Here is a 16,642-nt window from a genome sequence, read left to right on the forward strand (position 1 = left end):
TAATTTCATCTAAAAGTATATAGTTTTTAATTTACATATATGGCTCATCTATAACTTTTCCAGCCACATACCTTTTAATGATATTTTTAGGATTTCCTGTGTAAATAAATTTTTGTAATCTTTCTTGTATTGATAGTTTTTTGAAACTTTTTAATGAACTATCATCTATAATTAATGCATCAAATTCGTAATCTTTTTCAAAACTACCAACCTTTCCAAAGAAACTTCCACTTCCCTTAGTTGCTAAATAAAACAATTCAGCTGTATTTAGTGGTGCTTCTTTTTTTCCACTTTCAAGCCATTTAATGTTTGATGCTTGTGCACTGTCTACTATTACGTTGCACATAGACAAGCTATGTCCTCCTGATATGTCAGAAGCAAGTCCAATTGGTATTCCTTCAGTTATAAATTTTCTAATTGGAGCTATACCACTTGCTAAATTGGAGTTTGAATTTGGACTATGAGCTACAAACACTTTATTCTGCCTAAGCATTTCTATTTCTTCATCTTCAAGTAATACGCAGTGAGCCATAATTGTTGGTTGGTTACCAAGAAGCCCTGCATCTTTATAAATACTGGCATAATTTTTATACTCTGGATGCAAGGATTTTACAAATTCTATTTCATCTTTATTTTCACTTAAGTGTGACTGTACTGGTATTTTATATTTTTCAGCTAAGTCACCTAATCCTCTTAATAATTTCGTAGTACAAGTTGGGACAAATCTAGGAGTTATAATTGGTTTTACACGTTCATACTTATCCCCATATGCATTTATAAAGTTTTCCGTATCTTCAATAGATTTCACTGAATCTTCTCTTAAAAATTCCGGACAATTTCTATCCATATTTACCTTTCCTACATAAGCACCGAGACCTGAATGGTTTAAGATATCCATTAAGAGCTTTGTTGAATCTAGATGTACTGTGGCAAATATACAACTTCTAGTAGTTCCATTTTTCCAAAGTTCTCTTGCTAAACTAGTGTATACATCTTTTGCATAGGTTGTATCCCAATACTTTTCTTCCTCTGGAAAAGTATATGTCTCTAACCATGGCATTAATTCCTTGTCTAATCCTAACCCTAAATTAGGAAATTGAGGTCCATGAAGGTGCAAATCAACAAAACCAGGAATAATTAATTTATCTCCATAATCTGTTACTAATGCGTTTTTAAGTTCTTCTGGTAATACTTCATATACTCCCTTTATTATCTTATTCACTAGTACCACATACCCATTTTCGATTATTTCATATTCTCCAAAGTTTTTGGTAAAAATAATGTTTCCTTTTATTGCTTTAATCTGGCTCATCACATTCCTCCTTAATTAAATTATCATATTCAAACTATAATTTAATCTTTCTACCTAGTGAACTCTTTTTCTTCTTATTTCTTATAAAATGTATCTTCTAGAGGTAAATTAGTTCGGAATTTATGATCTAGCATATAGTAAGCTCCTTGAATTGCCGGCGCTGTTGGGATAGATGTTATTTCTCCTATCCCTTTTGCCCCATAGGCTAAATCACTAGTATTCTTTTCTATTATTATAGGTAATATCTTAGGAACTGCTGGAGCTCTAAATAAACCTAAAGTTCCAAATTTAGCTATAGGTATGCAATTATTAAGTGGATAATCCTCTGTTAAAGCATATCCTAAACTCATAACAACTCCCCCCTCAATTTGTCCTTCCACGTTTATAGGATTGATTGCTCTTCCTACATCATGAGCAGCAACTATCTCTTTAAGTTTACCATTTTTATCAAGTATTGCAAGCTGTGTTGCATACCCATAGGCTACATGACTAACAGGATTTTCCTTTGGAGAATTTATCGGGTCTGTTATTCCCCTGTATTCTCCATAAAATTCTCTATCATTTAAAAAATTCAGAACCTTATCTGTATTATTTAAGAGCCATTTTCTAATGATACTACGATCTATGCAACTTTCTTTTGCATAGTTTATTAATTTTTCTTCACTATATTGCTTCATCACTTCTTCCATAAACTTCATCGTGGCAATCCTAACAGCCTCTCCTGTAAACAATGTCTGTCTTGAAGCTGTAGTTGTTCCTGAATTAGGTGAATCAAAGGTATCAGGAAAACCTATTGCAACTTTATTGGGTGATAATCCAGTAATTTCACAAATTATCTGTGTCATTATAGTACCTATGCCTTGCCCTATACAAGCTGCACTAGTTCTCACATTAATAACTCCATCTTTTATGACTAGGTTACACCTACCTATATCAGGAAGTCCAACTCCTATTCCACTATTTTTCATACAGCAAGCAATTCCTACAATTTCATTGTCATAATATTTATCTTTTACAGCTAGTAACGTTTCTTTAATTGCTGTACCTGAATCAGCTATCTGACCATTAGGAAGTATATCTCCTGGTTCTACAGCATTTCTATATCTAATTTCCCAGCTTGATATACCAACCTTTTCAGCTAAAAGATTTAAATTACACTCCCCTGCAAATACAGATTGAGTTACCCCAAATCCTCTAAAAGCTCCTGCAGGTGGATTATTAGTATAAACTGCTGTGCCAGTGATATCAACATTATCACATCTGTATGGCCCTGCAGCATGGGTACATGCCCTTTGTAATACTGGTCCTCCTAAAGATGCATATGCTCCAGTATCGGCAACTATATTAGCTATAAAAGCTGTTAATTTTCCTTCTTCATCACATGCTGTAGTTACTTCAATTTCCATAGCATGTCTTTTGGGGTGAATTATTATGCTTTCTTTCCTACTTAAAGTAATCTTCACAGGCATTTTTATAATATATGCTAGTAAAGCTGCATGATGTTGAACACTCATATCCTCTTTTCCACCAAAGCCACCTCCAACATATTTACTAATACACCTTATTTTTTTCTTAGGCAGCCCTAATAGTTCTGATATTTCTCTTTGCTCATCATAAATTCCTTGGGAGCCAGTATAAACTAGCACTCCATCTCCATCCGGCATTGCCAAAGCACTTTCCGGCTCCAAAAAAGCATGCTCTGTGAATGGAGTTGAATAAGAATTAGTAACTATATATTTAGAGTTTTTTAATGCATCCTCAATATTACCTCTTATAACTCTTTCATTTCTATATATATTTCCTTCAGGATGAATTTTTGGAGCATCATATCTCATAGCCACTTCAGGTTTCGTTAGTGGTACAATCTCTTCATATTCTACTTCTATAAGCTGTAAAATTTCCGTTAAAGCCTTTTTTGATTTTGCAGCCACTAGTGCTATAGCATCTCCCACGTATCTAGTTTCTTCTCCCACTGCTATTAAAGCTGGCCAATCCTTTGAAATATGTCCAATATATCTATTCCCAGGTATATCCTTTGCTGTTAATATGGTTATAACATTAGGATGATTTAGAGCTTTATCTATATTAATTTTTTTAACCAGTGCTCTTGGATATTCTGTTCTTAATGCGGAACCATATACAAGCCCATCAACCTTCATATCATCAACATATATAGCAGTTCCCAAAATTTTATCCATAGCATCAATTCTTGTTAACGATTTTCCTATAGAACCGTTTCGTTCTAAATCAAAATTTAGTTTTCCCTGCCGAAAAATTTGTGCTGCTAATTCAATTGCTTCTATTATCTTTACATATCCTGTGCATCTGCATACATTTCCTTTAATAGCAGCTTTTATCTCCTCTTTAGATGGATTTAGATTTCTATTAAATAATCCCTTAGCACTAATCACCATGCCTGGAATACAAAATCCACACTGAACTGCACCAACCTTTGAAAAAGACCATGAAAATACTTGTTTTTCGAATTCTGATAAACCCTCAACAGTTTGTACTTCTTTACCATTAATTTTTCCAAGAGTATTTATGCACGCCCTTCCTTGAACTCCATTTATTAAAACCATACAAGCTCCACAAGCACCTTCTCCACACCCATTTTTAACTGATGTTAAATTTGCTTCTTCCCTTAAGTATTCAAGCAAGTTCATATTTTCTTTAAATGAAATATTTTTTCCGTTTAGCACAAACTCATACATAAATTTCCTCCCAATGATTTACTAATATATAAATTCACCAACATATTATATAGCTGAATAGGACCCATCAAATATAATATAAACTCAGGGTCCTAGCATATTTAAATTATAATGTATGCTTGATTACAAGGATATAAAATTTACTTTTATTTCTTATAAGTTTTTAACTTTTTCATTAAATTTCTCTATTAATTTATCTAATTCTGGTGCCATTTTATGAAGTCTTCCCCAATAATTATCATAGTCATACCATTGAGCATTTAATTCATTTAATTCATATTGCTGTTGTTCTATCCATGTATAATATTTCAAATTATGAATTCTCTTCTTAGCCGCATAAGTTAGTTCTTCCATAGAATCTGTTCTTATACCTATAATACTTCTGTTATAATCAACCATAGCATCCTTTTCTTCATATTCATGCCCTCTATCTTTTCTCATTTCTTCAAGTCTAGACTTATACATTTCTGCTGAGTCTGTAAGAACAGTTAATACCATATCATTTTCGTCAAGCTCATAGTACTTTGCAAATTTTATTGCAGATATTATATTGGCTGCTCCAGAAATACCTACCCAACTAAGTTTTTCTATGACTTCTTCTGATACTCCAATGGATCTTAAATATTGTCGACCAACTGGTTCATTAAATAGTCTAAACATAGTTACGCTATCATCGTCATCTATCGCGATAACCATATCTGTATTTTTTACATTGTGAATCCAAGGTACATGCTTATCTCCTATACCTTCAATTCTATGATCACCAAAACCATTATTTAAAAGTGTTGGACATTGAAGGGCTTCACCAACTGCAAGTTTAGCTCCTGGATATTTATCTTTAATGAAATCTCCGCTTCCTAAGGTACCTGCTGAACCTGAAGTCAAGCAAATACCAGCCACTTTTCCATTATCGCCTTTTTCATGTTCTATTATGGAAACCATGGCATTACCAGTTACTTCATAATGCCAAAGATGATTTCCAAGTTCGCCAAATTGATTAAATATAACAACATTATCTCTAGTTCTTCTGAGTTCCCAAGTCTTATCATAGATCTCTTTGACATTACTTTCACATCCTGGAGTTGCGATTACTTCTCCAGCTATGCTCTTAAGCCAATTAAAACGCTCTTTACTCATATTCTCAGGTAGAATAGCAATTGATTTACACCCTAGTAATGTTGAGTTATAAGCCCCTCCTCGGCAGTAATTTCCAGTTGATGGCCAAACAGCTTCATGAAACTTTGGATCAAATTGCCCTGTTACTAGTCTTGGTACAAGACAAGCATAACTTGCTCCAACTTTATGAGCTCCTATAGGAAAAAACTTTCCTGACATAGCAAAAATCCTAGCTTTAACTCCTGATATTTCTTGTGGTATTTCTATATAATTGGGTAATGTGTTATATAAACCGCCTTCTTTAATTGGCTGATTATACCAAGATATTCTAAATAAGTTGATTGGATCAATATCCCAAAGGCCAGTTTCGGCAAGTTTATTTTTAATCTCTTGTGGTATTTTATTTGGATCCTTCATTTGAGCAATAGTAGGAATAATTATATTTCTCTCTTTTGCACTCTCTGCTGTTTTTAGAATTTGATCCTCATTAACTTCTAAATCTATTAATTTATGCATTTTATATCCTCCTCAAAATCTTTATAAAGGAATTACTTATAATTCAAGACAAATATTTTAGATATTCAATTAATTTATTCATATCCGGCTTTATTAATTCTGGTTTATTAACTGCCTGTTGAGCTGATTTTATATCCTTAAGTCCACTACCAGAAACTACAATAATCACCGTTTCATCTTCTCTTATTTGGTCTAGTTCAACTAATTTTTTAAGTCCAGCAAAACTAGTTACTCCTGCTGGTTCCCCAAATACTCCAGTCTGCCTTGCTAAGGTTGTTATTGCACTTAAAATTTCTTCATCACTGACATCAATAGCAATCCCATTGCTTTCCTCAAGAGCATTTAAAGCTTTATATCCATTTCTCGGAATTCCTACAGATATACTATCTGCAATAGTTACTGGTGGTATATAACTAAATGCTCTTATTCCATTTCTATAAGCTCTATTAACTGGATTAGCTCCTTCTGCTTGTACTGATACCATTGTTGGAAGCCGATCTATTAAACCTAGTTCATAAAATTCCTTAAACCCTTTCCATACACTAGATATGGAACATCCATCCCCCACAGACATAATTACTTTGTCTGGCACCTTAAAGTTTAATTGCTCGCATATTTCAAAAGCAGCAGTTTTTTTCCCTTCTGCTAAGTAAGGATTTATGGCACAACTTCTGTTATACCAACCAAAATGATTCACAGCTTCTAAACAAAATCCAAATGCTACATCATAATCACCATCTACTAAAATTACATCACTTCCAAATACTAGAAGCTGCGTTAGTTTTGCCTCTGGAATGTTTTTAGGAACAAATATATAGTTTTTTATTCCCATACAAGCTGCAAATCCTGAAAGAGAAGAAGCTGCATTGCCTGTAGATGCTGCACACATAATACCTTTTTTTAGTTCTATTGCTTTGGCCACACCAATAGCTGTAGCTCTATCCTTAAAAGATGCTGTAGGATTCCTACCTTCATCCTTTACATATACATTCTTTATATTTAATAATTTTTCTAATCTATTGGCTTTATAAAGTGGTGTTCCTCCTATTTGTAAAGGTGCCATACCTTCTCTAGATTCCAGAGGAAGAATAGGAATATATCTCCAAACATTCTTATCTTCATTTTCCTTTAGATGTTCCTTAGTTAATTCCTTTTTAACTGAGTCCATATTATAAATTACATCTAGTGTTCCTTCTATGCCACAGTCTGGACAGTGATACATTACTTCTTCTCCAACTTTCTTACCACATTTAGAACATACTAATCCCTTAACTTTTTCCATAATTTCACCTCAGTTTTATTGATTTAACCTTTAAAAATCCTTCTCCTCCGTCGAATGAGTAAGTGCGACTAACCAAATCATAGATTTGAAGTTGTTTTAAATGAAACTCCTTCTACTTCGTCGAACTTACAGTATTCTTTTACGTAGGTAATTGGAATTAAAGCATACATAGCTGCACATTTTACAAGTTCATCTTTCCAGGTTAATTCATTTGGTGCATGAGCTTGATCTTCATGGCCTGGACCAAAGCCAACACAAGGTATACCATACCTTCCCATTATAGATACTGCATTAGTCGAAAATGTCCACTTATCTACTAATGGATCTTCCTTAAACAACCCTTTATAAGAATCTATTAAAGTTTTACAAGCTGGATGTGATTCTTCAAGAACCCAAGTTGGAAAATAGCACTCTGTTGGATAGATAAGTCCTGTATAGGCAGGTCTTTCATAGGTATACATTTCTACTTTAGCCTTAGCCTCTTTTACTGAAGGTAATTCTCTTATTTGATCTAAAGCGTATTCCCAAGTCTCCCCATTAGTAAGTCTTCTGTCTATGGAAACAGTACAACCATCAGCTACTGCACATCTAGAAGGTGAAGAAAAGAATATTTCTGAAACTGTTAAAGTTCCTTTTCCTAAGAATGGATCATCTATTAATCTTTTATTTAACTCTTTTAATTCATTAAGAATAGGACCCATTTTGAATATCGCATTATCTCCTCTTTCTGGTGCTGAACCATGACAACTAATTCCATGAGTTGTCACTTTTATTTCCATTCGCCCTCTGTGCCCTCTATAAATATTAGTTGAAGTTGGTTCAGTTATTACTACAAATTCTGGTTTTATCTTGTCTTCATTTATAATATATTGCCAGCATAATCCATCACAATCTTCTTCCTGTACAGTACCTGTAACTATTAGCGTGTAATCATCTTCTAAATTTAAATCTTTGATTATCTTACCTGCATAAACCATTGAAGCCATTCCACCTTCTTGATCAGAACCACCTCTACCATAAATAACTTCATCATCTTCATAACCCTCATATGGATCATTAGTCCAATTATTTATATCTCCAATTCCAACAGTATCAATATGAGCATCCATAGCAATTACATGTTTGCCATGTCCTATATAACCTAGTATATTTCCCATCTTGTCTATTTCTACTTTGTCAAAACCTACTTTTTCCATTTCCTCTTTGATTCTTAAAACTACTCTCTTTTCATCACAACTTTCACTAGGAATAGCTATCATGTCTCTTAAGAACCTTGTCATATCAGCCTTATAGTTTTTTGCTAACTTCAGTATTTCTTCCTGGCATGTAATTTCTGACATATTTAAATCCCCCTTTAAATATAAATATATTTTATTTTTCAACCATTATTTCAATAATTTAAATACTTACTAACTAATTAATTAGTTAATTCAAATAAAAACCTATATAATTCAATACAATTAACCTGCATTATAATCTAATTTATTGGTATTACTAAATAAGTTTAGTAATACCAATAAACTAGAAAATTTTATTTAGTTTGCTACAGATAAAAAGGGTTTAATAGATTGAAAGTATAATATTCCTTCTAGAACTGATCCACCTATAGTTCTTGACTTATCAGAAATAGTATTGCAATTACTGATCTCATCATGCCTTGGATCTACATCTGCAATTTTTAACCCCTTTGTAACATAAGTGTTATCTCTAATAATGCCTCTTAGCACTCCATCAATTTTAGCTTTTACTTCTAAATCATCTATTAGTGCTATAGTTTCATTAGATTTAACTATATCTCCTATTTGTCTTATATTCTTAATTTTTCCTTCATAAGAACTATAAATTACTCTTTCCTTTGCATAACCACATATAGATCCTGGTACTCCTGTATCCTCTAAAGCATATCCATCAAATATTAATCTTCCCAAACTATGTCCTCTCATTGTCTCTATTACTACATTTACATCTATACCTGCTTTAAATCCAGGACCTAATGCAATGGTTATAGGTGCCATATCTATAGTGGTACCTATATTTTTTTTCGCTAAAATTGCATCAACTACAGCAATAGGCCTAACCGTTTCAATGAGCTTTCCATATCTATCAACAGCTACCGGAATATATCCCATATCCCAAGCTTCTAGTATTTCATCATAGGTTCTAACAAGAACACCCTTCATACCTTCAATTGTTGTTTCACCATCAAATACTGCCTCACTAAAAGATACATTTCTTCTAATACTAGAAGGTATCTCTATCTCAAGTACTAGAACTTTAAATCCACTTCTATGAAGTTTTTGTATAGTACCTGAGGCAATATCGCCTCCACCTCTTACAATTATTCTATTATTTATCACCAAATCGTCCCCTTGCTTAATGATAATTTGATTGTAATAATTCTATATAATCCTTTTCTGTATCAATATCCCAAAGAAAATATTCTTCGTCTACTTCCACAAAAAATATATTATCCTCATGATTTTTTAAAATAGTTTTTCCGCCCAAATCTCCATTAAGTGCTAAAAGCTCATTTCGATACTTCCATGGAAATATTACAGGATTTCCTCTTCTACCTTTATAAATTGGTACAATAAACTTATCTTGATTTTTTTCAAATTTTTCGATAAGTTTATTTATAAGACTCTCATTTAAAAAAGGTTGATCCCCTGTAATAAAAGCATATCCAGATATTTTAGATGCAGCTTTCAACCCAAGTTTTATAGATTGACTTTGTCCCATATATGTCTGGGAGTTTTTAACTACTTTTAAATCTCTAGTCTGAGCTAACTCTGCTATTGTTTCATTGCCAGTTACTACAATTTTATCTTCTAAATTACTTCTACTTACTGCATCTAAAACATATTCTATTAGATATTTACCCTTATACTTTAATAGTAATTTATACCTTCCCATCCTAGTACTACGGCCTGATGCCATAACAATCCCAGTTACCACATTGAATCCCCCTTAAAGCTTTTCTGTAGATTCTTCATATATAACCCTATATGTTTTATTTAATAAACTTCCAATAAGTATTCCGTCTAATAACTTTAATTCTTTATTTTTTACTGTTATATATTCTATTAGATTTTCTAACTTCTTAAAGTCCTCTTCTTCTACCTTATTTATAAATAAAATTCTTCTACCTTTGGAGTTTTTAAATAATCCTTCTTTTTTAAATATTAAAGCTAGCAAATCTTCTTCATTTATACTATCTCCTACACTTTTATTTATAAGTTTTAAAAACTCATCAATCCTATGAATATTTCCATCATGGATTTTTAAATTTAAGGCTTCTCCGCTTAAAACTCCTATTGTTGTACTAGTAAAATTACTTACTACTGGCTCATCTTCCTTCCAAGCTTTTAAAGCTTTTTCTTTTGCTCCATCAGATTCTATTAAAATATAATCATAATTGTTAAGTATATTAGAAATACTTTTATCATCAATTCCAATGACTTTATTTTCTCCATTAACACTAGAACCATAAACATGAATTTCACTATCTGGTTCCTTTGTTTTACTTATATTTCCACAGTATACACATACTATATTTCCATTTAGAATATACTTACTTTCTTCATTAATATAAGCTCCAAAGCTGTCCTTTAGAATTAAACAATTGTATTGATTTCTTTTAGGTAGATATATTTTAGTTGTTGTTGTTATAAGAACTCTTCCTCTTTTTTTCAACTCTTCTGCTAGGATAAACATAAGAGTGGTCTTTCCTCCAGCTCCTACTATAGATATCTTTTCTCCTTTATTAACAGTAAGAACATTTAAAATGTCCACCCTTTTTCACTCCTTTTTAAAACCTCTTCCAAACCTCAGTTGCTAGTTCTCTACTTCTAGCCCTAATTCTTTCCTCATCTAAATTAACCAGTTTTCTATTCATCATTATAATCTTCCCATTTACAATAGTGGTTTCAACATGTCTCCCACTTATTCCAAATAGAATGTGACTATCTATATTATCTTTATATATAGGTGTTGGAGAATTATAGTCAACAATTATAACGTCAGCTAATGCACCTTCTTTTATAATTCCTATGGAATTATCTATAAATCTTTCAGTTATAACTCTATTTCCTTTGAAAAGCATTTGTGGTAATTCTACCCAAGCTACTGTTGAGTCTTTAGCTTCATGCCTTTGAATAGTACTTCCGGTTTTATAAGACTCTAAAATATCAGAGGTGTATCCATCTGTTCCTAACCCCAACAATATTTGTTTTTTAGCCATTTTTAAGATTTGCGATGTTCCCACTGCATTTCCCATATTAGATTGAGGATTATTAACTACTATGGAATTCTTTTCTTTCAGCATATCCATTTCCTCATCAGTTATGTGTACACAATGAATAGCCATAGTTTTATCAGAAAGAACACCTCTTTTATACCATCTTTCAATTACGCCTATACCATACTTTTCCATAGAATCTTGTACATCTTCAATTCCTTCAGCACAGTGTACATGGAATCCTGTATTTAAACCCTCTATGGCTGTTAGGCATCTCTCTACAGTATTTTCACTAATAGTCATGGATGCATGAAGTCCAAATAATCCTTTTATCATATCATTCTTTTCTCTATTACAATACTTTATAAATTCAATATTTTCTTCAATACTTTGTTTTATTACGTTCTCCCCATCTCTATCAGAAGTTTCATAACTCAGGTTACTTCTAATACCTACTTCCTTAGCTGCATCTGCAATAGTAAATAAACTCCCCCTTAAACCATCTGGACTGGAATGATGATCAAAGGAAGTTGTTACACCATTCTTAATTTGATCTATCATTGGAACTATTGCACTATAATATACATCCTCTAGAGTTAACTTTTTGTCTAATCTCCACCATAATCCCTTCAATATATCTAAAAAACATTTTGCTGGAGGACTATCATTAGCAATTCCTCTAGCAAAGGTACTGTAATAATGCATATGTGTATTTATAAAACCCGGCATTATTAATTTCCCTCTTGCATCAATGAATTTATAGTCTAGATATTTTTCTTTTAAATTTTTTGTAATTCCTACTTCTACAATTTTATCTTTTTCTATAACTATACATCCATCATCTATAATTGTGTTTAAATCATCTCTGGTTACCACTATCCCATTACCTACTAGTAGCATTCACACTCCCCCTATAGATTAAATATTATAACCGTATTTATATACCTCTAGATTATATATTCATACCTGTTTACACAAGTTTTAATAATAGATTTCATTTCCTTGGAGATTGATTCTGAGTTATTTTCTTCAATACACCAATTATAAATTTCACCTTTTTCATCCCTAACTTTAAAAATACCTTTAATAGAATCTATTACACAGAAACCTGAATTGCTACTGTTTTCAAAATCTTCCTCACTCCAAAATATAGTAATTTTATCTTTGTAAGGATTACCTTTATATGGACAAAATACTCTACAATTTCCGCATTCATTACACATACCATCTAAATGTATAATTTGATGACCTACTATAGGACCTTCTTTAATATGGATAAACGCATTTGCTCTATTAGGACAAACATCTACGCATATTTCACAAATATTATTGCATTTAAGACATCTTATAGCCTCTTCCTTAGAAGGTATTGATTCAAGTAGTACACCTTTTCTTTCATAAGATTTCTTAAGTTCATATCCACAAGTATTTTCCTCAGCCCTAATGAGATCACAAGGCATATTTTCTTTTTTTAAAATGTCCCTAGTTATAATTTTCCCATGAGACAATGCTTCTACTATAGTACCTGGACCACTTTTAGCATCTCCGGCTATATATACGTTAGATATATTAGTTTCACATTTACTGTTTACTTCAGGAAGTTCTTTAGAATTTATATCTATACCAAGACTTTTAAATAATTTTGAATCTATTTTTTCTCCAACAGCTGCTATAACTGTAGTTGCATTTATACTTTCATATTTTCCTAAGGAAATTGGACTTTTTCTACCTGATTTATCTTGTTCTCCTAAAATCATTCTTTCACAAACAAGAATATTATCTTCTAACGCTACAGGGGATAATAACTCTTTAAATTCAATACCTTCTTCAATAGCTAATTTAATTTCTTCTCTACTAGCAGGCATTAAATCTTTAGTTCTCCTATATATAATAGTTACCTTTTCAACTCCATTAACTCTTTTGGCAGCACGAGATACATCCATGGCTACGTCCCCTCCACCAATAACACATACATGGGTTCCTAGTTTTATATCCTCACTGTTTTCTTTAAAATCCTCTAAGAATTCAATAGCATTTAAGACTTTATCAGTACCTCTTTTAAGTGAAATACTTGCTGGCTTCCAAGCTCCAGTTGCTAGGACAACATAATGAAAATTTTTCCTTAGAACATTTAGATCAACCTGTTCAGCTACATTAAAATTTATCTTAACTCCATGGCTTTTTACCATTTTAAAATCCTGTTCTAAAGCTAAATTATTTATTCTAAAACTTGGAATTACATAATTTATAATCCCATATGGTTTATCTCTTTTTTCAAATACTTCTACACTAATACCATTTCTTCTAAGGTACATCGCTGTAGATAAACCTGCTACCCCAGCTCCTATGATAGCTACCTTTTTATGACTTTTAATTGCGCATGGCTTTATATTCTTTATATATAATTCTTCAGCATTATCCACAGCTATTTTTTTCATTCTTCTAATTTCTAAGGAACTATCATAATCTAGTCTAGTACATTTATTTTGACAGTTATGATTACATAAAGTTCCTGTTATAGCTGGGGCTGCATTATCTCTAACTATTACTTGAAAAGCTTCATCATATTTTCCTTCTCCCACAAGCTCTATATACTTTGGAATCTGTTGTTCAATTGGACAGCCTTCACTACAAGGTGCAATTGTACAATCATATATTGGTAAGTCCTTATATAGTTTTCTACTTTTAACTACCCTTGCTTTCTTAAGGTGATGCTTATCATCAATTGATTCCTTTGCTAATATTTTTAGCAATTGCATGTCAATTGTTGACTTTCTATTAGAAATAAGTGGTTCTACCTTTTCAGCTATCTGTTTAACTCTTTCATAACCACCTGGTTTTAATATTGTAGTAGCAAAAGTTATTGGACATATTCCTGTTTTAAATATCTTATCTACATTAAAGAATTCAGCTCCACCAGAATATGAAATATATAATTTCCCTTCAAATTCCTCTGAAAGATTACTTGCCAAATTAATAGCTAAAGGATATAAAGATCTACCTGACATGTACATCTCTTCTCCTGGTAGTTCTTCATTTAATATCCTTACTGGAAGAGTATTTGTAAGTTTTACTCCAATCTCCATACTTTCCATTTCAGCTACGGCTTTTAATTTTTTTATCATTTTTATTCCATCATTGTATTGCAGATCATTTTTAAAATGATGTGAATTTAGTTTTATATATTCATAACCCATTTTATTAAGAATTTTTCTTACAAATGCTTCACCAAGCAATGTAGGATTCATCTTTACAAAGGTATGAAGATGTTTTTCTTTTAATAAATAAATAGCAATTCTTTCTATTTCTTGTGGAGGACATCCATGTAGAGTTGATAGGGTAATTGAATTGCACACCCTTGAAGGAATTTTATATAAATCTTCAATTGAAAATCTATAAAATTTTTCTATATTATTCTCCAACACTTGAATAGATTCCTTCCATATTTTTGTATTTTGTGAATTTTTCAAATTTTCTATGTAGGAATCTATTTTATCTGATTTTATTCCATCAAAATCATATCCTACACTCATGTTAAAAACAAAGTCTCTGTCTACACTTAAGTTAAGTTCCTTCATTAAAACATGTAATATAATCCAAGCTTTCACATATTCCTCAAAAGCTTCTTCTACAGTTAGTTCTGTAGACCACTCTACGTTATAGCATTCATCCTCAGCATTAATACATGGCTTTAACACTGGAAGATCTTCTCCATCAATAATCTGGACTGTCTTTAACTCAATAAATCTACTACCAGTAAGATATGCTGCTATAATATTTTGAGCTAATTGTGAACTAGGACCTGCTGCTGGTCCAATTGGTAGGCCTAACTTCTCTCCTAAAAAAGAGATAGTGTTATTAGGGATTCCATAGTAAAACTTATCTTTATGAATTCCAAAAATACTATCTTTAGTTTTTAGTTCAGTAAAAATCCAGTTAATGAGTTTTTCAAAACTTATTGGGCGTATTTTGTCACTCATATTTACTCCCCCCTATAATTCATAAGTTACTTAAAAGCATTATATACCCTTAAGTAAATACATAATTTAATTAATCTATTTACTCTTTATTTTTCTATAAATCTCGGCTTATCTTCTTCCAGCAATTTCTCAAAAACAGATATAGGATCCTTAACTTTACTTAAGAACATCATGGCAGCAATAATATATGGTTTATATCCAGCTTCACGATATAGTAATTCACGGTAACGATTAAATACAGATTCTCCTACTTCTCCAATTTCACAACTTACACCTGTTATATCCGCTGGTAAACAATGAAGATATAATGCTTTACCATCCTTAGTAAGCTCCATCATTTTTTCATTGCATTCCCAATCCTTATATCTAGCATTTTCTTTCAACAATTCTTTTTCAAGTTCATCAATACCTGCTATATCCCTCTTTGAATATAGTTCTGTACGTTTTTCCATAGCTTCAAATGGTGCCCAGCTCTTTGGATAAACTATATCTGCGTTTTCGAAGGCTTCTTTCATAGAATTAGTCTTTGTAAAGCTTCCACCATTTTTCTCTACATTTGCCTTAGCAACTTCCTCTACTTCAGGAAGTACATCATATCCTTCTGGATGTGCTAATACAACTTCCATTCCCATTCTTGTCATAAGTCCAATAACTCCTTGCGGAACCGAGAGTGGTTTTCCATAAGAAGGTGAATAAGCCCAAGTCATAGCTAATTTTTTACCTTTTAAATTTTCCACTCCACCAAAATAGTGAATCAAGTGTAATAAATCCGCCATACATTGAGTTGGATGGTCTATATCACATTGTAAATTAATCAGAGTTGGACGTTGTTCTAATACTTCATCAGCATAACCTTCCTGAACAGCATTAGAAACTTCTTTCATATAAGCATTACCCTTTCCTATAAACATATCATCTCTAATTCCAATTATGTCTGCCATAAAAGAAATCATATTTGCAGTTTCACGGACAGTTTCTCCATGAGCTATTTGAGATTTTCCTTCATCGAGATCTTGTACCTCTAGCCCTAATAAGTTACACGCACTAGCAAAACTAAATCTAGTTCTAGTAGAATTGTCTCTAAATACCGAAATACCTAATCCACTATCAAATATTTTCGTCGATATATTATTTTCTCTCATTGTACGAAGAATATCAGCAACAACAAATACTGATTCTAATTCTTCGTTACTTTTTTCCCATGTTAAGAAAAAATCATTATTGTACATCTCCCTGAAATCTAGTTTTTTAAGTCTCTCCATAAGAGTTTTAATATTCTCCACAAAATCCACTCCTCAATTTATTAATCTCCTATTCCAAAATAAATTTATACTTATATTTTTGAAATTCGTCATAACTTCCATTTACTGACTAATTAATCAAATTATAACTCTCATTACATTTAATGTCAATATTCAAATCAGATAATTCAAACTATTCTATTCTATTTATTTTATGTAAATTTATTGCATTTCATCCTCTTGA

11 protein-coding genes are annotated in these 16,642 nt (G+C 31.9%); all 11 read right to left on the reverse strand.

All coding sequences use genetic code 11. The features are described from left to right. Positions 1-31 precede the first annotated feature (31 nt). Entirely contained in the window at positions 32-1,312 is a 1,281-nt protein-coding gene (gene guaD / locus B3Z56_RS16175; protein ID WP_346846571.1) for a guanine deaminase, read from the reverse strand. A 74-nt stretch (positions 1,313-1,386) separates the two neighbouring features. Further along, positions 1,387-4,026, reverse strand: a complete 2,640-nt coding sequence (xdh, locus tag B3Z56_RS16180; RefSeq protein WP_346879195.1) for a selenium-dependent xanthine dehydrogenase — start codon at positions 4,024-4,026, stop codon at positions 1,387-1,389. Positions 4,027-4,179: 153 nt separating this feature from the next. Continuing rightward, positions 4,180-5,658, reverse strand: coding sequence for a pyridoxal-phosphate dependent enzyme (locus tag B3Z56_RS16185; RefSeq protein WP_346879196.1), 1,479 nt, complete (start codon positions 5,656-5,658; stop codon positions 4,180-4,182). Positions 5,659-5,701: 43 nt separating this feature from the next. Next, positions 5,702-6,940 carry a threonine synthase gene (thrC, locus tag B3Z56_RS16190; RefSeq protein WP_346846568.1) on the reverse strand — a complete coding sequence of 413 codons (1,239 nt, stop codon included), beginning with the start codon at positions 6,938-6,940 and terminating at the stop codon, positions 5,702-5,704. A gap of 77 nt (positions 6,941-7,017) precedes the next feature. Then, complete coding sequence (locus tag B3Z56_RS16195) at positions 7,018-8,280, reverse strand: YgeY family selenium metabolism-linked hydrolase (RefSeq protein WP_346876949.1); 1,263 nt, start codon at positions 8,278-8,280, stop codon at positions 7,018-7,020. Between the two features lie 195 nt (positions 8,281-8,475). Continuing rightward, positions 8,476-9,297 carry a selenium-dependent molybdenum cofactor biosynthesis protein YqeB gene (gene yqeB, locus B3Z56_RS16200; RefSeq protein WP_346846566.1) on the reverse strand — a complete coding sequence of 274 codons (822 nt, stop codon included), beginning with the start codon at positions 9,295-9,297 and terminating at the stop codon, positions 8,476-8,478. 16 nt (positions 9,298-9,313) lie between these two features. After that, positions 9,314-9,895, reverse strand: coding sequence for a molybdenum cofactor cytidylyltransferase (mocA, locus tag B3Z56_RS16205; RefSeq protein WP_346876950.1), 582 nt, complete (start codon positions 9,893-9,895; stop codon positions 9,314-9,316). Between the two features lie 12 nt (positions 9,896-9,907). Beyond that, positions 9,908-10,732 carry a selenium cofactor biosynthesis protein YqeC gene (gene yqeC, locus B3Z56_RS16210; protein ID WP_346846564.1) on the reverse strand — a complete coding sequence of 275 codons (825 nt, stop codon included), beginning with the start codon at positions 10,730-10,732 and terminating at the stop codon, positions 9,908-9,910. A gap of 16 nt (positions 10,733-10,748) precedes the next feature. Further along, a complete protein-coding gene (ssnA, locus tag B3Z56_RS16215; protein WP_346879197.1) occupies positions 10,749-12,077 on the reverse strand; it encodes a putative aminohydrolase SsnA in 1,329 nt (442 codons plus the stop codon). A gap of 47 nt (positions 12,078-12,124) precedes the next feature. Next, positions 12,125-15,157, reverse strand: coding sequence for a putative selenate reductase subunit YgfK (ygfK, locus tag B3Z56_RS16220; protein ID WP_346846562.1), 3,033 nt, complete (start codon positions 15,155-15,157; stop codon positions 12,125-12,127). An 86-nt stretch (positions 15,158-15,243) separates the two neighbouring features. Then, positions 15,244-16,440 carry a knotted carbamoyltransferase YgeW gene (ygeW, locus tag B3Z56_RS16225; protein ID WP_346846561.1) on the reverse strand — a complete coding sequence of 399 codons (1,197 nt, stop codon included), beginning with the start codon at positions 16,438-16,440 and terminating at the stop codon, positions 15,244-15,246. Positions 16,441-16,642 lie beyond the last annotated feature (202 nt).

The organism is Clostridium sp. UBA7791, from assembly GCF_002480755.1.
Lineage (GTDB): Bacteria > Bacillota > Clostridia > Clostridiales > Clostridiaceae > Clostridium_J > Clostridium_J sulfidigenes.